Below are 18,198 nucleotides of genomic sequence, written 5' to 3'. Positions count from 1 at the left end.
GCAGCGCGGCCGTGCGCGTCGGCAGCGGCGGATCGAGCTCCAGCGCACACAAATCGCCGCTCTCGCGCGCGACCGCGTCGGGCAGCACCGTCGCGAGCCGCCCGCAGCGCACGAGTTCCAGCACCGCGCTGACCGTGTTCGTCTCGATCGCGATCTTCGGCTGCGCACCCTGCTCGATGAAATACCGGTCGATGCTCTCGCGCGTCGCGAACGCGCGGCTCAGCAGCACCAGCGGCTCGCCGGCCAGTTCGGCCGGGCTCAGCGCACGGCGGCGGCGGGCCAGGCGGTGCGTGCGGCCCGTCACGAGCGCGAGCGGTTCTTCCCACAGTGGCAGCGCGTCGATGTCCGGCGCGCGCGGCGGCACGAACGCGAAACCGGCGTCGAGCCGGTCGTCGGCGAGCAACGCCTCGATGCGTTCCTGCGGCATCGCGTCGATCGTCAGCGCGACGTTCGGAAAATCCGCATGGAACGCGTCGATCAGCGAGCCGCTCAGGTAGGCCGCGAAGGTCGGCATCATCGCGAGCCGCAGCGAACCGGTGCCGAGATCGGCGACGTCGTGCAGCGCGCGCTGCCCGGTGTCGAGCTCGTGCAGCGCCGCGCGCGCGTGGCGCGCATAGACTTCGCCGAATTCGGTGAGCCGCACCGTGCGCCCCGAACGGTCGAACAACTGCACGCCCAGCATTTCCTCGAGCTGGCGAACCTGCTGCGACAGCGTCGGCTGCGACACGTGCAGCGCGTCGGCCGCCCGCGTGAAGCTGCGCTGCTCGGCGACGGCCAGGAAATAACGGATGTGGCGGAGAAGCATCGCGGCCCGGGTATTGGTGGCACCAATGGAAACCATAAGGATCCAGTCTTGGACGCTATGGTTCGATTCCCGCATCATACGCACTTCCGCTCCCGCGCACGGCGCCTGGCCGCCGCACCGAAGCGGCACGCCCGGGCCGCCTTCCCCTCGCCCGCCGCACGACGATCCGCCGCCGCATCATCCAGGCGCCGGCCACGCTCCGCCCGGCGCGCACCGGTTCATCGCCGATCCGTTGACGCCGGCCCCGATTTCCGCAACCCGGCGCAGCCAACGGCTCATGCCGCCGGCCGGCGCCGCTGTTCATTCGCGACCATGGAACCGCATCAAGACAATCATCCTCCGCTGACCCGCGCCATGACGCTGCTGTTCGCCTGCGCGTGCGGCATCGTCATCGGCAACATCTATTACGCCCAGCCGCTGCTCGCGGCGATCGCGCACAGCTTCGGCCGCCCGCCCGCCCAGCTCGGCTATCTCGTCACGCTGACGCAGCTCGGCTTTGCGGCGAGCCTGCTGCTGATCGTGCCGCTCGGCGACGCGGTCAACCGCCACACGCTGATCGTGCGGCTGCTCGTGCTCAACGTCGTCGCGCTGGTGGCGGTGGCGTTCAGCACGAACTTCACGATGTTCGTCGTCGCGAACGTCGCGCTCGGCTTCGTCACCTGCTCGACGCAGCTGCTCGTGCCGTTCGCCGCGTCGCTCGCCGATGCGCGCACGCGCGGCCGCGCGGTCGGCACCGTGATGAGCGGGCTGCTGCTCGGCATCCTGCTCGCGCGCGTCGCGGCCGGTGCGATCGCCGACGGATTCGGCTGGCGCGCGGTGTACGGCGTCGCCGCGGTGATGATCCTCGCGCTGACCGGCGTGCTGACGGTGAAGCTGCCGAAGGATCGCCGCCACGCGCGGCTCGACTACGCGGCGCTGATGAAATCGCTCGTCGCACTCGTGCGCGCGCAGCCGCTGATCGCGCTGCGCTCCATATACGGCGCGCTCGTGTTCGCGTGCTTCAGCCTGCTGTGGACCGGCCTCACGTTCCTGCTGAGCCAGCCGCCGTACGGCTATTCCGAAGGGCAGATCGGCCTGTTCGGGATCGTCGGCGCGGTGGGCGCGCTCGCGGCCACGTCGGCCGGCCGGCTCGTCGATCGCGGCCACGGCAATGCGGCGACCGGGCTGTTCGCGGCCGCGGTGCTCGCGTCGTTCGCGCTGATCGCGACCGGCGCGCATTCGCTCGTCACGCTGATCGCGGGCATCCTGCTGCTCGACGTCGGCGTGCAGGGCATGCACATCTCGAACCAGAGCGTGATCTATGCGCTCGCCGGCAACGCACGCAGCCGCGTGACGACGATCTACCTGACGAGCTACTTCATCGGCGGCGCATTCGGGTCGTTCGCGGCGAGCGTCGCGTACGGCATCGACGGCTGGCGCGGCGTGTGCATCGCCGGTGCGGCGCTGTCCGGCGTGCTGATCGCGCTGTGGCTCGCCTCGCAGCGGGTGGGCGTGCGGCAGGTCACGCAATAACCGGCGGTCGCTCCGGCCCATGAAAAAGGCACGCTCCGCGAACCGCGGGCGTGCCTTTTTTGCATCGACGGCGTCGTTCTATCGGCGACGCACGATCACGCGCCCTCGCCCGCGAAATCGATCAGCACCTTCATCGCGCGCTGCCGGTCGCCGGCCAGCTCGAACGCCTGGTTCGCGTCGCGCATCGGGAACACGCCCGTCACGGCCGGGCGCAGGTCGACGCGCCCCGCATTGATCAGCTGCACCGCGAGCGCGAATTCCGCATGGAAGCGGAACGATCCGCAGATCGACAGTTCCTTCGCGACCACGACGTTCTGCGGCAGGCTGACGTCGCCGCCGAGCCCGAGCTGCACGACGACGCCGCGCGGCCGCATCACGTCGAGGCCGTCGCGCAGCGCGCGCGCATTGCCGGAACACTCGATCATCACGTCGAACGTGCCCTTGTCAGCCCCGTAGCGCGCAACCCAGCCGGTGTCGGTCGCCGCGTTGATCGTGTGGTCGGCGCCGAGCGCGCGCGCCACCTCGAGCGGCGCATCGACCACGTCGGTCGCGACGATCTCCGCCGCGCCGTGCACCCGCGCCGCCGCGACCGCCAGCACGCCGATCGGCCCGCACCCCGACACGAGCACGCGCCGGCCGATCAGCGGCCCCGCGCGCGATACCGCGTGCAGCCCGACCGCGAACGGCTCGGCAAGCGCCGCGAGCGACAGCGGCACGTGATCGGCCACCTTCGCGCACTGCGCCGCGTCGCACACGAGCGCGTTGCGAAACGCGCCCTGCACGTGCGGCATGCGCATCGCGCTGCCGTAGAAGCGCATGTCGAGGCACTGGTTCGGCAGCCCCTCGAGGCAGTAGCGGCACGCGCCGCACGGGCGGCTCGGATTGACCGCGACGCGATCGCCGACCTTCACCGACGTCACGTCCGGTGCGACCGCCGCCACCGTGCCGGCCACTTCATGGCCGAGCACCATCGGCTGCTGCAGCCGGATCGCGCCGAAGCCGCCGTGCCGGAAGTAATGCAGGTCGGAGCCGCAGATGCCGCCCATCGCGACATCGACGCGCACCTGGCCCGGGCCGATCTCGCCCGCGTCCTGCTCTTCGAGCCGCAGGTCGTTCGGCCCGTGGATCACGAGACACATGCAGCGCATACGCATCGCAGCCTCCTCAGGCGACCGGCGTGAGCAGCGGTTCGCCGGCAAAGTGCGCGGCGAGGTTGTCGCGCACGAGCCAGCCCATCGCCTGGCGCGTCTCGACGGTGCCGCTCGCATGATGCGGCTGCAGCAGCACGTTCGGCAACGCGAGGAAACGCGGGTCGATGCGCGGCTCGTTCCAGAATACGTCGAGCGCCGCACCGGCGATCGTGCCGCGTTCGAGCGCGTCGAGCAGCGCGGGCTCGTCGACGGTCGTGCCGCGCGACACGTTCACCAGATAGCCGCGCGGGCCGAGCGCGTCGAGCACGGCCGCGTCGACGAGGTGGCGGGTCGACGCGCCGCCCGCGAGCGTGACGATCAGCACGTCGCACCAGCCGGCCAGTTCGCCCAGGCGACCGAAGAAGCGGTGCTGGCTGTCCGCGCGCGGCGCGACGTCGAAGTAGCCGAGCTCGACGTCGAAGCCCGACAGCCGGCGCGCGAGCGTCGAACCGATCCGGCCGAAGCCGACGATGCCGACGCGCTTGCCGTACAGGCGCGTGACGAGCGGCATGTCGCCGTCGGACCACGCGCCGGAGCGCACGTACGCGTCGCCGGCGCCGATCCGGCGCAGCAGCGCGAGCGTGAGGCCGACGCCGAGATCGGCGACGTCGCCGGTCAGCACGTCGGGCGTATTGGTCACGCGGATGCCGCGCTCGCGCGCGGCCGCGAGATCGATCCCATCGGTGCCGACGCCGTAGCACGAGATGATCTCGAGTCGCGGCAGCGCGGCGATCAGCGTTGCATCGGCACCGAGGTCGCCGCGCGTCGCGATCGCGCGCACGCCGGCGCCGTGTTCGGCGAGGAACGCCGCGCGGTCGGCGGCCTCCCACAGCCGGTGGACGTCATAGCCGGTCGACAGCCATGCGTCGTCCCACGGCTGGTAGGGGCCCGTCATCAGCAGCTCGGGCCGCCGGGTCGATTCGTGCGCCATCTGCGCGCTCCTGTCGAATAGAGTTGGAATTCGAACGGGCCGGGCCGCGTCGGCCGCCCGGCCCGTTCGTTCATGCATGCCGCGCCAGCGTTTCGGCGTCCGCGGCCGGCTGCTCCTGCGCGGCGTCGAGCGGATCGTCGAGATCGCGGTTCAGCGTTTCCGGCATCCGCGCGGTGGTGAACAGCGTGATCAGCGTCAGCACCACCAGGTAGGCGGCGATCGGCACCCATGCATGCACGCCGGCCGCGTGGTCGCCGCCGTGCAGCGCGATCACGGTCGCGATGATCGTTGCGCCGATCAGCGGTGCGATCCCGCCCGCGAGCACGGCCGACACTTCGCGCGAGAACGACACGCCCATGTAGCGATGGCGCGCGCCGAACAGCTCGGGCAGCAGCGCGGCCTGCGCGCCGAGCATCCCCCAGTTCGCAAAGCCCTGCGCGACCGAGATCGCGATCACGCTCGCGACCACGTTCCCCTGGCTGAAGATCCACCACACCGGAAACGCGAGCGCGAGCTGCAGCCATGCGAACGTGCGGTACACGCGCACGCGGCCGAAGCGGTCGCTCAACCGGCCCGCCAGCGGCACCGTGCATGCGCCGACGGTCGCCGCGCACACCAGCGCGAGCGCGCCGATCGGCCCCTTCATCCCGATCACGCCGGCGAGATAGCTGACCGCGAGCGCCTGGTAGATCGACGAGCCGCCGTTCTCGGCCATCCGCAGGCCGATGCCGATCAGCAGCGAGCGCTTCGAATGCTGAACCGCGCTCTTCAACGGATTCGCCGACAGCTGCGCGCGCTTCTCGAGCCGCACGAAGGTCGGCGACTCGTGCAACCGGACCCGCATGTAGATCCCGACCGCGACGATCACCGCGCTGAACAGGAACGGCACGCGCCAGCCCCAGCCGTCGGTGACGCGGTCGAGGTTCGCGAGCAGCAGGAAATAGACGGCCGCCGCGAGCACCGTGCCAATCTGGATCCCGAGAAACGGCAGCGACGCGTAGAAGCCGCGCTTGCCGGGCGGTGCGTATTCGGTCATCAGCACCGCTGCGCCGGCCTGCTCCGCGCCTGCGCCGAGGCCCTGCAGGATGCGCAGCAGCACCAGCAGCGCGGGCGCCCAGTAGCCGGCCGTTGCATAAGTCGGCAGCACGCCGATCAGCGTGCTCGCGACGCCCATCAGCAGCACGGTAGCGGTCAGCACGAACTTGCGGCCGATCCGGTCGCCGAGCACGCCGAACACGACGCCGCCGAGCGGGCGCACCGCGAAACCGACGAAGTAGGTGCCGAAGCTCGCGATCAGCCGCATCTCGGCGGTCTGCGCGGGAAAGAACAGTGGTCCGAAGACCAGTGCCGACGCAAGCGTGTACAGCGCGAAATCGTAGTATTCGAGCGCGCTGCCGAGCGAGCAGGTCCATGCCGCGCGGTTGAGCTGCTTCGTGTCGACGCCGCGACGCTCGACCGCGTCAGCCGGCGTGCCGGGCATTGCATCGTGCCGCGCGGGCGGCGGGGAAGTGCGATCCATCGTTGTCTCCTGTCTCCTGCCTTCCATTCCGGAACCCGGCGCGATGCGCGCCGGGACATCGGCCCGCTCATGCGGCGGGCTCTTCTGGGAATTCGGATGCCGGCGTTAGCCGGCGCAACGGTGCTGCGCGCACGGCGCAAGCGCCGCCGCTCAAACGGCGCTGGTGAGCCCGCCGTCGACGAACAGCGTCTGGCCGTTCACGAAATCGGATGCGGCCGAGGCGAGGAAGATCGCCGCGCCGCACAATTCGTCGACGCGCCCCCAGCGGCCGGCCGGCGTGCGCTTGCACAGCCAGTCCGAGAACGCCGCGTCATCGACCAGCGCGCGATTCAGCTCGGTCTCGAAATAGCCGGGCGCGAGGCCGTTCGCCTGGATGCCGTGGCGCGCCCAGTCGGCGCACATCCCTTTCGTTAGCATCCGCACCGCGCCCTTCGTCGCCGCATACGGCGCGATCGTCGGCCGCGCGAGCTCGCTCTGCACCGAACAGATGTTGATGATCTTGCCGCGGCCACGCGCGATCATGTGGCACGCCACCGCCTGCGCGACGTTGAACACGCCGTCGAGATTCACGCGCATCAGCGCGTGCCAGTCGTCCGGGTCGAATGCGTCGAGCGGCGCGCGGCGCTGGATGCCGGCGTTGTTCACGAGGATGTCGATCGCGCCGACGCGCGCCTCGAAGTCGTCGATCGCCGCGCGCACCTGCGCGTGTTCGGTGACGTCGAACACCGCGTGGTCGGCCGCGAAGCCTTCCTCGCGGAAATGGCGCGCGAGCGTCGCGGCCTTCTCCTCATTCCGATCGTTGATGACGATCGCCGCGCCGGCTTCCGCCAGCCCGCGGGCGAGCGTCAGCCCGATGCCGCGTCCGGAACCGGTAATCAGTGCGCGGCGGCCGTCGAGGCGGAACCGGTCAAGCGCGTTGCTCATGGATGTCTCCTCGTGCCAAGGGAGCCGGCTGCCCATCGCGGCCGGTCTCGCGTTGACACTATCTTCGGCTGGCGGCCGGGCCCCGCGCCAATGGTTGTTTTTGATCCGGTTATCATGAAATATGATTACCGCTCACGGGTGCCCGCCGGCCATGGAACTCAAGCAATTGCGCGCCTTCGTCACGCTCGCGGAAGAACTGCATTTCGGGCGCGCCGCGCAGCGCCTGTTCATCGTGCAGCCCGCGCTGAGCATGCAGATCAAGGCGCTCGAGGAAGAACTCGGTGCGCGCCTGTTCGAGCGCGACCGGCACAAGGTCGAACTGAGCGATACGGGGCGCGTGTTCCTGCCCGAAGCGCGGGCCACGCTGCAGCAGGCCGCGCGCGCGGAGCAGATGGCACGGCTGTCGAGCCGCGGCGAGATCGGCACGCTGCGCATCGCGTTCGTGTCGTCGGTGCTGCCGGCGCTGCTGCCGGCCGTGCTGCGCACGATGCGCGAGCGCTATCCGCTGATCACGCTCGAACTGAAGGACCTGCCGACCCCCGACCAGATCGCCGCGCTGCGCGACCGGCGGATCGATTTCGGGATGATCCGGCTGCCGGCCGCGTATGCGGGCATCGACACGCGCGTGGTGCTCGAGGAAGGCTTCGTCGTCGCGCTGCCGCTCGACCATCCGCTGGCCGCGCACGACGCGATTTCACCGGCCGCGCTGCGCGGCCAGCCGGCGTTCGTGCTCGCGCGCCGCTACGCGCCGGGCTTTCACGACGACATGCTGCTCGCGCTGAGCCGCGCGGGCACGACGCTCGAGATTGCGCAGGAGTTCGGGGAATTCACGACGATGCTCGCGCTCGTCGCGGCGGGAATGGGGATCGGGCTGATCCCGGCGGAAGCCGCGAGCGCGCTGCCGCCGAACGTGCTCGCGCGGCCGCTCGACCTGGCCGGCCACCGCACCGGCATCGGCCTTGCATGGACCGACCTCGACAGCCCGCTGAAGCGCGCGTTCGTCGACGCGGTCGAACAGGTGACCGCGCGCGCCGGACGATAAAAAAGCCCGGCCGGAAAACCGGGCCGGGCTCGATCGCTGCGCCGGCCGCCTCGCGGCGGCCGCGCAACGTGCGGGATTACTTCGCGTTCGCGAATGCGACTGCCGTATCCAGCATGCGGTTCGAGAAACCCCACTCGTTGTCGTACCAGCTCGACACCTTGACGAGGCGGCCCGACACCTTGGTCAGCGTTGCGTCGAACGTCGACGAAGCCGGGTTGTGGTTGAAGTCGATCGACACCAGCGGTGCGTCGTTGTAGCCGAGGATGCCCTTCAGCGCGCCTTCCGATGCTTCCTTCATGATCGCGTTGACTTCCTCGACCGTCGTGTCGCGCTTGGCGATGAACGACAGGTCGACGACCGACACGTTGATCGTCGGGACGCGGATCGCGTAGCCGTCGAGCTTGCCGTTCAGTTCCGGCAGCACCAGGCCGACAGCCGATGCAGCGCCCGTCTTCGTCGGGATCTGGCTGTGCGTGGCCGAACGCGCGCGACGCAGGTCTTCGTGATAGACGTCCGTCAGCACCTGGTCGTTCGTGTACGCGTGGATCGTCGTCATCAGGCCGGTTTCGAGGCCGATCTTGTCGTTCAGCGGCTTGACGAGCGGCGCGAGGCAGTTCGTCGTGCACGATGCGTTCGAGATGACGGTGTGCTCGGCCTTCAGCACGTTGTGGTTCACGCCGTAGACGATCGTTGCGTCGACGTCCTTGCCGCCCGGCGCCGAGATGATCACCTTCTTCGCACCGCCCTTCAGGTGCGCGCTCGCCTTTTCCTTCGTCGTGAAGAAGCCCGTGCATTCCATCACGACGTCGACGCCGAGTTCGCCCCACGGCAGTTCTGCCGGGTTGCGGTTGGCCAGCACGCGGATCTTGTCGCCGTTCACGACGAGGTAGTCGCCGTCGACCGACACTTCGCCCGGGAACTTGCCGTGTGCGGTGTCGTACTGGGTCAGGTGCGCGTTGGTCTTCGCATCGCCCAGGTCGTTGATCGCGACGATCTCGAGATCGTGCTTCTTGCCGTTTTCATAGAACGCGCGCAGCGTGTTGCGGCCGATACGGCCGTAGCCGTTGATTGCGACGCGGATCGTCATGGTCTATCTCCTGATGGCTGAAAAAATTCGTTTCGTGCAGCTTCACGGTGCGACGCGCGCGAGGGGTGGCGCGCGTCGCGAATGCTTTTAGGCCAGCACGGCCTTCGCGGTCTCGACGACGTGCTCGACGGTGAAGCCGAAGTACTTGAACAGCACGCCGGCCGGGGCCGATTCGCCGAACGTGTCGATCCCGACGACGCCGCCTTCGAGGCCGACGTACTTGTGCCAGAACGCGGTCACGCCCGCTTCGATCGCGACGCGGCGCACGCCGTGCGGCAGCACGCGTTCACGGTATTCGGCGTCCTGGCGGTCGAACACGTTGGTCGACGGCATCGACACGACGCGGGCCGCGATGCCCTGCTGCGCGAGCGGCTCGATGGCCTTCATCGCGAGCTCGACTTCCGAACCCGTCGCGATCAGGATGATCTTGCGCGCGACGATTTCTTCGTCCCAGTCCTTCAGCACGTAGCCGCCCTTCTCGATGTTGGCGATCTGCGAGTCGGTACGCGGGTTGAACGCGAGGTTCTGGCGGCTGAAGATCAGGCTCGACGGACGGTCTGCGGCGACCGCGTGGGTCCACGCGACGGCCGTCTCGACCGTGTCGGCCGGACGCCACACGTCGTGGTTCGGGATCAGGCGCAGGCTCGACACGTGCTCGATCGACTGGTGCGTCGGACCGTCTTCGCCGAGGCCGATCGAATCGTGCGTGAACACGAAGATCGACGGCACCTTCATCAGCGCGGCGACGCGCAGTGCGTTGCGGCTGTAGTCGGAGAACGTCAGGAACGTGCCGCCGAACGGCTTGTGGCCGCCGTGCAGCGCGAGGCCGTTGATCGCGGCGCTCATGCCGAATTCGCGCACGCCGTAGTTGATGTGGTTGCCGAGCAGCACGCCCGCGCCTTCCGGATTCGCGCGCACCGCCTTCGATGCCTTCCAGTTGGTCAGGTTCGAACCGGTCAGGTCGGCCGAGCCGCCGAGCAGTTCCGGCAGTGCGGCGGCGAGGCCTTCGATCGCCTGCTGCGACGCCTTGCGGGTCGCCACCGTCTCGCCGCGCTCGTTCGCGCCGGCGATGATCGCCGCAGCCTTCTCGGCCCAGTCGGCCGGCAGCTGGTTGGCCATCCGGCGCTCGAATTCAGCAGCTTCTGCCGGGAACTTCGCGCGATATTGCGCGAACGTCGCGTCCCATTCGGTCTCGGCGCGCTTGCCGGCTTCCTTCGCGTCCCATGCCGCGTAGACTTCCTGCGGAATCACGAACGGCTCCCAGGTCCAGCCGAGTGCCGCGCGCGTCTTCGCGATTTCTTCCGCGCCGAGCGCCGCGCCGTGCACGTCGTGGCCGCCGGCCTTGGTCGCCGCGCCCTTGCCGATCACCGTCTTGCAGCAGATCAGCGTCGGCTTGTCCGACAGCTTCGCCTTCGCGATCGCCGCGTCGACCGCGTCGACGTCATGGCCGTTCACGTTCGGGATCACGTTCCAGCCGTAGGCTTCGAAGCGCTTCGGGGTGTCGTCGTGGAACCAGTTCACGACGTCGCCGTCGATCGAGATGCCGTTGTCGTCGTACAGCGCGATCAGCTTGTTCAGCTTCAGCGTGCCCGCGAGCGAGCAGGCTTCGTGCGAGATGCCTTCCATCAGGCAGCCGTCGCCGAGGAACACGTACGTGTGGTGATCGACGATCTTCGCGCCGTCACGGTTGAACTCGTCGGCCATCAGCGCTTCGCCGAGCGCCATGCCGACCGCGTTCGCCAGACCCTGGCCGAGCGGGCCGGTGGTCGTCTCGACGCCCGGCGTGATGCCGTATTCCGGGTGGCCCGGGGTCTTCGAGTGCAGCTGGCGGAAGTTCTTCAGCTCTTCCATCGGCAGGTCGTAGCCGGTCAGGTGCAGCAGCGAGTACAGCAGCATCGAGCCATGGCCGTTCGACAGCACGAAGCGGTCGCGGTCTGCCCAGTGCGGGTTCGTCGGGTTGTGCTTCAGGTGGCGCGACCAGAGCGCAACGCCGATTTCGGCCATGCCCATCGGCATGCCGGGGTGACCGGAGTTCGCTTGCTGAACGGCGTCCATCGCGAGCGCACGGATCGCGTTGGCCATCAGGGTGGTGGAGGCGGGAGACGAAGTCGTCATGTCGAGTCCGGAGAACGAGTCGAGGAAACGGGGGCACGGCGGCATCCGGAAGCTCGAGCGTCAATCGTTCCCGGCGCGCGGTGCGGCGCCTGACGGACGCGAAGCGGACGGAGCCTACGGACGGGGCTGCAAAGCTCGTCATTTTAACAGATGGGCTGACATTTCCCTTGTCGGCGCGCGGTGTTCCGGCACGCTTTTCCGCTGAACCGCACGCCTCCTATAATTCAGACGTCGGAACTGCCCGCCCCGAGCGGCCTAACCGTGAGCACAACTCTTCTCTTCCATCCCACGCCGGACGCCGCCTACGGCTTCCCGAACGCACGGCGGCTCGCGCACGTCGCGTCGCCGCACCAGCACATCGAGGTCTGGGAAACCCCACAGCTCGGCCGCCTGTTTACACTGGACGGCCGGCCAATGACGTCGGTCGGCGACGAATACGTGTACCACGAGTGCATGACGCACCCGGCCGCGCTCGCGCATCCGTGCCCGCGCAAGGTGCTCGTGCTCGGCGGCGGCGACGGCGGCGCCGCGCGCCAGCTGCTCAAGCACGCGTGCATCGAGCGGATCGTCGTCGCGGAACTCGACGACGAAGTGGTCGGCATGGCGCGCCGCTATCTCGACGACGTGCACCAGGGCGCGCTCGACGACCCGCGCGTCGAAGTCGTGATCGGCGACGCCGGGCATTTCGTCGCGTCGACCGTCGAGCATTTCGATCTCGTCGTGTTCGACCTCACGCCGCCCGAATCGCCGGCCGCCGGCCTCTATACGCGCGAGTTCTACGCGCGGCTCAAGCGGATCCTCACGCCGTGCGGCGCGATCTCGATGCATCTCGGCTCGCCCGTGTTCCACGCGTCGCGCATCGCCGCGCTGCTGGACGACCTGCGCGCGAGCTTCGCGGTCGTCGATCCGCTGTCCGCGCACGTGCCGCTGTACGGCTCCCAATGGCTGATGGCAATCGCGAGCGACACGCTCGATGCGGCCGCGCTGTTCGCGCACGACATCGACGAACGCCTCGTCGCCCGCCACGTGCAGGGATTGCGCTACTACGATGCGCGACTCCATGCGGCCCTCTTTGCCCTGCCGCGCGCGCTGCGCGATACACTGGGCGTTCGCCGCTGAGCTTCCGGGCAGCCGCATCGTTCTGCTGGTTCATCGCGACTTCTCCCGCGATCGGCCTGCGACGCGCAGGCCCGCAACGATGCAGGCGGCGCGCCGACGTACCCGCCAGGCGCCCCGGCGCCACCCCTGCTCGACCATCAGGCACGGGACCGGCGTCGCCGCCAAAGCGCCAACACTGTTCGACAGGAGATTTTCATGACCGATCCACGTCCGGCCAACGTGCCTTGGTTGACGCCTTATCTGGCCGTGCGCAATGCGCTCGCGGCCATCGAGTTCTTCCAGGCCGCATTCGGCTTCGAGCTGCGCGACGTCCTCGACGAGGACGGCGCGATCATGCACGTCGAGATGGTCTACCGTGGCCAGTTGATCGTGATGTTCGCGCCCGAAGGCGCGTTCGGCTCGACCGCGCTCACGCCAAAGCGTGCGGACGCAACCGCCCCGCAGTCGTTTTATCTGTATGTCGACGACGTCGACGCAACCTGGCAGCGCGCGCTCGACGCGGGCGCGAAATCGCTGAGCGCGCCGCAGGACCAGTTCTGGGGCGACCGCTTCGCGCAGGTCGAGGATCTCGACGGCTACCGCTGGGCGCTCGCGCGCCGCCTCGGCGCATGAGCGGAGCCACGATACACATGAGTGAAGCCACCACCACCGCGGCCGTGCCGCGCTTTTTCGTCGAAGCGGCGCTGCGCGCCGATGCGACGCTCGCCTTGCCGGCCGACGTCGCGCGTCACGCGCAGGTGCTGCGACTGCAGCCCGGCGACGCGCTCGCGCTGTTCGACGGTAGCGGCGGCCAGTACCGCGCGCGGCTCGTCGAGATCGACAAGCGCAGCGCCCTCGCGCAGATCGAAGCGTTCGATCCGGCCGAGGCCGAGCCACCCTACCGCGTGACGCTCGCACAAGGCATCGCCGGCGGCGACAAGATGGACTGGGTGATCGAGAAGGCCGTCGAGCTCGGCGTCGCGGCGGTCGTGCCGCTGTCGACCGCACGCGGCGTCGTGAAATTGTCGGGCGAGCGCGCGGACAAGCGCGTCGCGCACTGGCGCGGCGTCGTGCGCGCGTCGTGCGAGCAGTGCGGGCGCAACCGCGTGCCCGACGTCGCGGCGGTACGCGGCTTCGGCGCGTGGCTCGATGCGCTGCCGGCGGCGCCGGCCGACGGCGAGTTGCGGCTGCTGCTGTCGCCGCGCGCGAGCATCCCGTTCGCGTCGCTGCCCGACGCGCCGCCCGCAGCGGCCGTCACGCTGCTGATCGGGCCCGAAGGCGGGCTGTCGCCGGACGAAGAAAACGCGGCCCGTGCATGCGGGTTCACCGCGCTGTCGCTTGGGCCGCGCGTGCTGCGCACCGAGACGGCCGGCGCGGCCGTGCTTGCGGCGCTCGCGGCGCGCTGGGGCGGCTGGTGACGAGGTCGACGTGCCGTGCCACGAGGTGGCACGGCACGTCCCGGCCCGCACGCCACCCGGCCGCGGTGCAATACGTACCCGACGCGACGGCTGCCGCAGCCGGGCCGACCGGGATTGCCTCGAAAAAACGGGGCCGATGAAAAGTGGGGGTCGGCGCGCGACGTGCCGCGCCGGCCGGTCCGCATCGCGCGGACGCAAAAAAGCCCGCTCGACGCGGGCCTTTCAGCGGATCGGCCGCGCTCGGGCGGCCGACGGAGTCGCGCTTACGCGAACGAGTAGAACACGCGGAACGCGACCTTGCGCTCGGCCCAGAACTCGGCGGCTTCGCGGAACACGTCGAGCAGCGTCTCGCGCCCTTCCTTGTCGAATTTCTGCGCGATCGGCAGCCCTTCGAGGACGATCACGAAACCGGGCTGCGCGCCAGCCTTCGCGACGAGGTCGGTCAGGCAGTCGTACAGCGCATCGTAGTTTTTCCCGAAATGCTTCGGAAACAGGAACGACGTCGCGATCGTCTCCATCACTTCCTGCTTCGACTGCGCGGCGCCGCAATACGCGTACAGGAAATGCTGGCCGAGCCGGCCGGCTTCGTCGGCAAGATCCTGCACGCGGAACGCGCGGATCGACTGCACGAGATTGGGTCGCACGGTCGTGAAAAGGCTCATAGGCTCCTCGTTCGATGAAAGCCCGTCGGCTTCCTGTTGCTCCGGCGCGCCGCCGGCCTGTGCCGCCGCGTGAAGTTGGATCACGCGCTGAAACAGATTGCCGTCGCCGGCCGCGAACAGTTCCGCCGCCGCCGTATCGTGCGCGTAGATGGAGTCGCTCATGCCGTTCATCCCGAAGTCATTCAACAATACGTTTAAAACTGTTGTAGTGGTCGTCCGTGTAATAACAGTTGTCGATCCGGCGCAACGGCCCGCCACACACGATCCGGCGCGCGCCGCGATTGCGTGCGCGTGGCGTCGGCACCGTGTACTCGTGGTAGTAGCCGCGCTTCGCCTTCGGCAGGATCCGCTCGCGGTTGCCGAATACGACGCCGTCCTTCTCGTACGGATAGGGGCCACCGGCGCCGATCAGGCCAAGCGTGGTCACGGCCTCGCGCGGCAGACGGGCGGTCGGGATCGTATCGACCCCGCCGACGGCCAGGTCGGCCGAAACGGCCTGCCGTGCGTAAGCGGCGGAAACCAGACTGCCCGTCGGCGTGCCGACGATACCCATCGCGAACATCGCGAAGACGGACGCGAGCGCGCCGTTGCGGAGCCACTTGCGTGCCATGAACCAGGGTTCCCGCTGTTAAATCAAGTAGTTGACGACCAACAAAGGCGTTAGCGTAGCGCTATTGTCCGCGCGAATCAATGTTCGTTTGGGAACCGAAAGGCCAGCGCCGCACGGAATCGCGCATTTTTTACCGAAATAAGACTACATTTATCTTACACGAGTTAAAATGCGTGCGGCATCTCTCGCATGGCAAGACCCTGCCTCCTTGCCACGCTCGTTACCCGGAGTGGAGAGATGCTGCTGTTGCTTATGGGAAGCGCGTTTGCGCCCTGCCCGACGGCGTGCCCATTGCGGGCACGCCTCTTTTTGCTTTTGATTACAATTTCGCCCGCCGCGCTGTGCCGGTTCGACCGGCGCGGCGCGTTCGTTTCGCTCAGCGCGTGGCGTTCACGTCGGCGACCAGCAGCGCCGCCATGTTGACGATGCGGCGAACGGTCGCCGATTCGGTCAGCACGTGCACCGGCTGGGCCGCGCCCAGCAGGATCGGCCCGATCGCGATGTTGTTGCCGGCGGCTGTCTTCAGCAGGTTGTACGCGATGTTCGCGGCATCGATGTTCGGCAGGATCAGCAGGTTCGCTTCGCCTTCCAGCGTCGATTCCGGCAGGATTTCCTTGCGCAGCGCCGCGTCGAGCGCGACGTCGCCGTGCATTTCGCCGTCCACCTTCAGTTCCGGCGCACGTTCTTGCAGGATCGCGAGCGTATCGCGCATCTTCTTCGCCGAAGGTGCGTTGCTCGTGCCGAAATTCGAGTGCGACAGCAGCGCGACCTTCGGCTCGATGCCGAAGCGGCGCACTTCTTCCGCCGCCATGATCGTGATCTCGGCCAGTTGCTCCGGGGTCGGATCGACGTTCACGTGCGTGTCGACGAGGAAAATCTGGCGGCCCGGCAGCACGAGGCCGTTCATCGCCGCGTACACGCTGCAGCCGTCGCGCTTGCCGATCACCTGGTCGATGAAGTGCAGGTGGCGGTGCGTGGTGCTGATCGTGCCGCAGATCATCCCGTCCGCTTCGCCCTTCTTCACCAGCATCGCGCCGATCAGCGTCGTGCGGCGGCGCATCTCGACGCGCGCGAGCTGCTCGCTGATGCCCTTGCGCGCCATCAGTTTGTAGTACGTCTGCCAGAAATCGCGATAGCGCTCGTCGTGCTCGGTGTTGACGACCGTGAAGTCGACGCCCGGATTCAGGCGCAGGCCGTAGCGCTGGATACGGTGCTCGATCACCGACGGGCGGCCGATCAGGATCGGCTTCGCGAGTTTCTCGTCGACGATGATCTGAACGGCGCGCAACACGCGCTCTTCTTCACCTTCCGCGAACACAACACGCTTCTTCTCTTCCGCCGCGGCGCGCGCGATCTGGAAGATCGGCTTCATCGTCGTGCCGCTGTGGTACACGAACTGCTGGAGGTGTACGCGGTACGCCTCCATGTCCTCGATCGGGCGCGTCGCGACGCCGCCGTCCATCGCGGCCTGCGCGACGGCCGGCGCGATCTTCACGATCAGGCGCGGATCGAACGGCTTCGGGATCAGGTATTCGGGCCCGAACGACAGGTCCTGAATGCCGTATGCAGTCGCGACGATGTCGCTCTGCTCGTGCTGCGCGAGCTCGGCGATCGCGTTGACGGCCGCGATCTCCATTTCACGCGTGATCGTCGTCGCGCCGACGTCGAGCGCGCCGCGGAAGATGAACGGGAAGCACAGGACGTTGTTGACCTGGTTCGGGTAGTCGGTGCGGCCGGTCGCGAGGATCGCGTCGGGACGCACTTCGAGCGCCGCTTCCGGCAGGATTTCCGGCGTCGGGTTCGCGAGCGCGAGGATCAGCGGGCGCTCGGCCATGCCCTTCACCATCTCCTGCTTCAGCACGCCGGCAGCCGACAGGCCGAGGAAGATGTCCGCGCCGTCGATCACTTCGGCCAGCGTCCGTGCTTCGGTTTCGCGAGCGAAACGCTCCTTGTCAGGATCCATCAGCTCGGTGCGGCCCTTGTAGACCACACCGGCCAGGTCGGTCACCGTGATGTTCTCGAGCGGCAGGCCGATGTCGACCAGCAGGTCGAGACACGCGAGCGCGGCAGCACCCGCGCCGGAGGCGACGAGCTTGACCTTCTTGATGTCCTTGTTGACGACCTTCAGGCCGTTCGTGACGGCCGCGGCCACGACGATCGCGGTGCCGTGCTGGTCGTCGTGGAACACCGGAATCTTCATCCGCTTGCGGCACTCGCGCTCGACGATGAAGCAGTCCGGCGCCTTGATGTCTTCCAGGTTGATCCCGCCGAAGGTCGGCTCCAGCGCGGCGATCACGTCGACGAGCTTGTGCGGGTCCGACTCGTTCAGTTCGATGTCGAACACGTCGATGCCCGCGAACTTCTTGAACAGTACCGCCTTGCCTTCCATCACCGGCTTCGACGCCAGCGGCCCGATGTTGCCGAGACCGAGCACCGCCGTGCCGTTCGTGACGACGCCGACCAGGTTGCTGCGCGCGGTGAAGCGCGCGGCGTTCAGCGGATTCTCGACGATCTCCTCGCACGCATACGCGACACCCGGCGAATACGCGAGCGCGAGGTCGCGCTGGTTGATCATCTGCTTGGTCGGCGCGATCGCGATCTTCCCCGGCGTCGGGAATTCGTGATAGTCGAGGGCGGCTTCGCGGAGCTTGGCTTTGGAGGAGGCTTGGGTCGACATGTGTCTCGTGACGGGCGGATTAGAATGACTGTTCGACGGCATTGTAGCGCCAATCGAAGGCCGTCAGACCGGCGATTCGGGTGCAACAGCCGCGACAAAAATGTACCGAACGGTGCAGGAACGGCGCCGTTCGCCTCGTACAATGCCGTTCCCTCCACCGCTTCCGGATCTCCGCCGTGCCTGCCGCCTTGTCCGAGTTTTCGCTGATCGATCGCTTCTTCGCGCGCCGCGCGGCCCGCGGAGCGCGCACGTCGACGCTCGGCATCGGCGACGATTGCGCGTTGATCACACCTCGATCCGGAAAATTGCTGGCCATTTCGACGGACATGCTGGTCGAAGGCCGCCACTTCTTCCCCGATGTCGCGCCCGACGCGCTTGGCCACAAGACACTCGCGGTCAACCTGTCGGACCTCGCGGCGATGGGCGCAGAGCCGCGCGCGTTCACGCTCGCGTGCGCGTTGCCGCGCGCCGACGCGGCGTGGCTCGAGGCATTCAGCAACGGGCTGTTCGCGCTCGCCGAGCGGTTCGGCTGCGAACTGATCGGCGGCGACACGACGAGCGGGCCGCTGAACCTGTGCGTGACCGTGTTCGGCGAAGTCGCGCCGGAT

Annotated in this window: 16 protein-coding genes; 6 read left to right on the top strand and 10 right to left on the bottom strand. The window is 68.3% G+C overall.

The features are described from left to right. Positions 1-805, bottom strand: an 805-nt coding sequence (gene cynR, locus PI86_RS15120) for a transcriptional regulator CynR (protein ID WP_039324074.1), incomplete at its 3' end; no start/stop codon positions are given. A 312-nt stretch (positions 806-1,117) separates the two neighbouring features. Here cynR and PI86_RS15115 point away from each other — a divergent pair. Continuing rightward, positions 1,118-2,317, top strand: coding sequence for an MFS transporter (locus PI86_RS15115; protein ID WP_039324072.1), 1,200 nt, complete (start codon positions 1,118-1,120; stop codon positions 2,315-2,317). Between the two features lie 95 nt (positions 2,318-2,412). Here the strand turns inward: PI86_RS15115 and PI86_RS15110 are convergent, their stop codons facing one another. From PI86_RS15110 to PI86_RS15095, 4 genes are all read right to left on the bottom strand, one after another. Beyond that, positions 2,413-3,471, bottom strand: coding sequence for an L-idonate 5-dehydrogenase (locus tag PI86_RS15110; RefSeq protein WP_039324070.1), 1,059 nt, complete (start codon positions 3,469-3,471; stop codon positions 2,413-2,415). Between the two features lie 10 nt (positions 3,472-3,481). Beyond that, positions 3,482-4,438: a 2-hydroxyacid dehydrogenase gene (locus PI86_RS15105; RefSeq protein ID WP_039324046.1), complete on the bottom strand. Its 957-nt coding sequence runs from the start codon at positions 4,436-4,438 to the stop codon at positions 3,482-3,484. A 70-nt stretch (positions 4,439-4,508) separates the two neighbouring features. Next, complete coding sequence (locus tag PI86_RS15100) at positions 4,509-5,957, bottom strand: MFS transporter (RefSeq protein WP_039324044.1); 1,449 nt, start codon at positions 5,955-5,957, stop codon at positions 4,509-4,511. Positions 5,958-6,107: 150 nt separating this feature from the next. Then, positions 6,108-6,881 carry an SDR family NAD(P)-dependent oxidoreductase gene (locus tag PI86_RS15095; protein WP_039324042.1) on the bottom strand — a complete coding sequence of 258 codons (774 nt, stop codon included), beginning with the start codon at positions 6,879-6,881 and terminating at the stop codon, positions 6,108-6,110. Positions 6,882-7,032: 151 nt separating this feature from the next. Between PI86_RS15095 and PI86_RS15090 the strand changes: the two genes are divergently transcribed. Continuing rightward, positions 7,033-7,923: a LysR substrate-binding domain-containing protein gene (locus tag PI86_RS15090; protein ID WP_039324040.1), complete on the top strand. Its 891-nt coding sequence runs from the start codon at positions 7,033-7,035 to the stop codon at positions 7,921-7,923. Positions 7,924-7,999: 76 nt separating this feature from the next. On the opposite strand, the gene gap is transcribed toward PI86_RS15090, so the two are convergent. Both gap and tkt read right to left on the bottom strand, forming a co-directional pair. Continuing rightward, on the bottom strand, positions 8,000-9,010 hold the full coding sequence (gene gap, locus PI86_RS15085; RefSeq protein WP_014898111.1) for a type I glyceraldehyde-3-phosphate dehydrogenase: 1,011 nt from the start codon (positions 9,008-9,010) through the stop codon (positions 8,000-8,002). Positions 9,011-9,097: 87 nt separating this feature from the next. Beyond that, entirely contained in the window at positions 9,098-11,170 is a 2,073-nt protein-coding gene (gene tkt / locus PI86_RS15080) for a transketolase (protein WP_039324037.1), read from the bottom strand. A 216-nt stretch (positions 11,171-11,386) separates the two neighbouring features. On the opposite strand from tkt, the gene speE reads away from it, so the two are divergent. The 3 genes from speE (at position 11,387) to PI86_RS15065 (ending at position 13,641) form a co-directional block, all read left to right on the top strand. After that, entirely contained in the window at positions 11,387-12,244 is an 858-nt protein-coding gene (gene speE / locus PI86_RS15075) for a polyamine aminopropyltransferase (RefSeq protein ID WP_039324035.1), read from the top strand. Positions 12,245-12,439: 195 nt separating this feature from the next. Continuing rightward, the gene (locus PI86_RS15070) at positions 12,440-12,856 is read left to right on the top strand and encodes a VOC family protein (protein ID WP_039324034.1); all 417 of its coding nucleotides are present in this window, start codon (positions 12,440-12,442) and stop codon (positions 12,854-12,856) included. Positions 12,857-12,873: 17 nt separating this feature from the next. Continuing rightward, positions 12,874-13,641 carry a 16S rRNA (uracil(1498)-N(3))-methyltransferase gene (locus PI86_RS15065; RefSeq protein WP_039324032.1) on the top strand — a complete coding sequence of 256 codons (768 nt, stop codon included), beginning with the start codon at positions 12,874-12,876 and terminating at the stop codon, positions 13,639-13,641. A gap of 263 nt (positions 13,642-13,904) precedes the next feature. Here PI86_RS15065 and PI86_RS15060 read toward each other — a convergent pair whose 3' ends face one another. The 3 genes from PI86_RS15060 to PI86_RS15050 all read right to left on the bottom strand — a co-directional run bounded on the left by PI86_RS15060 (position 13,905) and on the right by PI86_RS15050 (position 17,632). After that, a complete protein-coding gene (locus PI86_RS15060) occupies positions 13,905-14,465 on the bottom strand; it encodes a barstar family protein (RefSeq protein WP_014898116.1) in 561 nt (186 codons plus the stop codon). Between the two features lie 16 nt (positions 14,466-14,481). Next, on the bottom strand, positions 14,482-14,913 hold the full coding sequence (locus tag PI86_RS15055; RefSeq protein WP_006760307.1) for a ribonuclease: 432 nt from the start codon (positions 14,911-14,913) through the stop codon (positions 14,482-14,484). Positions 14,914-15,289: 376 nt separating this feature from the next. After that, on the bottom strand, positions 15,290-17,632 hold the full coding sequence (locus PI86_RS15050; protein ID WP_039324028.1) for an NADP-dependent malic enzyme: 2,343 nt from the start codon (positions 17,630-17,632) through the stop codon (positions 15,290-15,292). Positions 17,633-17,766: 134 nt separating this feature from the next. Here PI86_RS15050 and PI86_RS15040 point away from each other — a divergent pair. Further along, a partial coding sequence (locus PI86_RS15040) for an AIR synthase related protein (RefSeq protein ID WP_039324076.1) occupies positions 17,767-18,198 on the top strand: 432 nt, incomplete at its 3' end.

Source organism: Burkholderia sp. A9, assembly GCF_000801975.1.
This window is presented reverse-complemented; position numbering and strand designations above follow the sequence as displayed.

Coding starts and splice junctions, on each gene's coding strand:
- PI86_RS15115 (WP_039324072.1), top strand. CDS start 1,118: ATGGAACCGCATCAAGACAATCATCCTCCGCTGACCCGCGCCATGACG.
- PI86_RS15110 (WP_039324070.1), bottom strand. CDS start 3,471: ATGCGTATGCGCTGCATGTGTCTCGTGATCCACGGGCCGAACGACCTG.
- PI86_RS15105 (WP_039324046.1), bottom strand. CDS start 4,438: ATGGCGCACGAATCGACCCGGCGGCCCGAGCTGCTGATGACGGGCCCC.
- PI86_RS15100 (WP_039324044.1), bottom strand. CDS start 5,957: ATGGATCGCACTTCCCCGCCGCCCGCGCGGCACGATGCAATGCCCGGC.
- PI86_RS15095 (WP_039324042.1), bottom strand. CDS start 6,881: ATGAGCAACGCGCTTGACCGGTTCCGCCTCGACGGCCGCCGCGCACTG.
- PI86_RS15090 (WP_039324040.1), top strand. CDS start 7,033: ATGGAACTCAAGCAATTGCGCGCCTTCGTCACGCTCGCGGAAGAACTG.
- gap (WP_014898111.1), bottom strand. CDS start 9,010: ATGACGATCCGCGTCGCAATCAACGGCTACGGCCGTATCGGCCGCAAC.
- tkt (WP_039324037.1), bottom strand. CDS start 11,170: ATGCCGCCGTGCCCCCGTTTCCTCGACTCGTTCTCCGGACTCGACATG.
- PI86_RS15070 (WP_039324034.1), top strand. CDS start 12,440: ATGACCGATCCACGTCCGGCCAACGTGCCTTGGTTGACGCCTTATCTG.
- PI86_RS15065 (WP_039324032.1), top strand. CDS start 12,874: ATGAGTGAAGCCACCACCACCGCGGCCGTGCCGCGCTTTTTCGTCGAA.
- PI86_RS15060 (WP_014898116.1), bottom strand. CDS start 14,465: ATGAGCGACTCCATCTACGCGCACGATACGGCGGCGGCGGAACTGTTC.
- PI86_RS15055 (WP_006760307.1), bottom strand. CDS start 14,913: ATGGCACGCAAGTGGCTCCGCAACGGCGCGCTCGCGTCCGTCTTCGCG.
- PI86_RS15050 (WP_039324028.1), bottom strand. CDS start 17,632: ATGCCGTCGAACAGTCATTCTAATCCGCCCGTCACGAGACACATGTCG.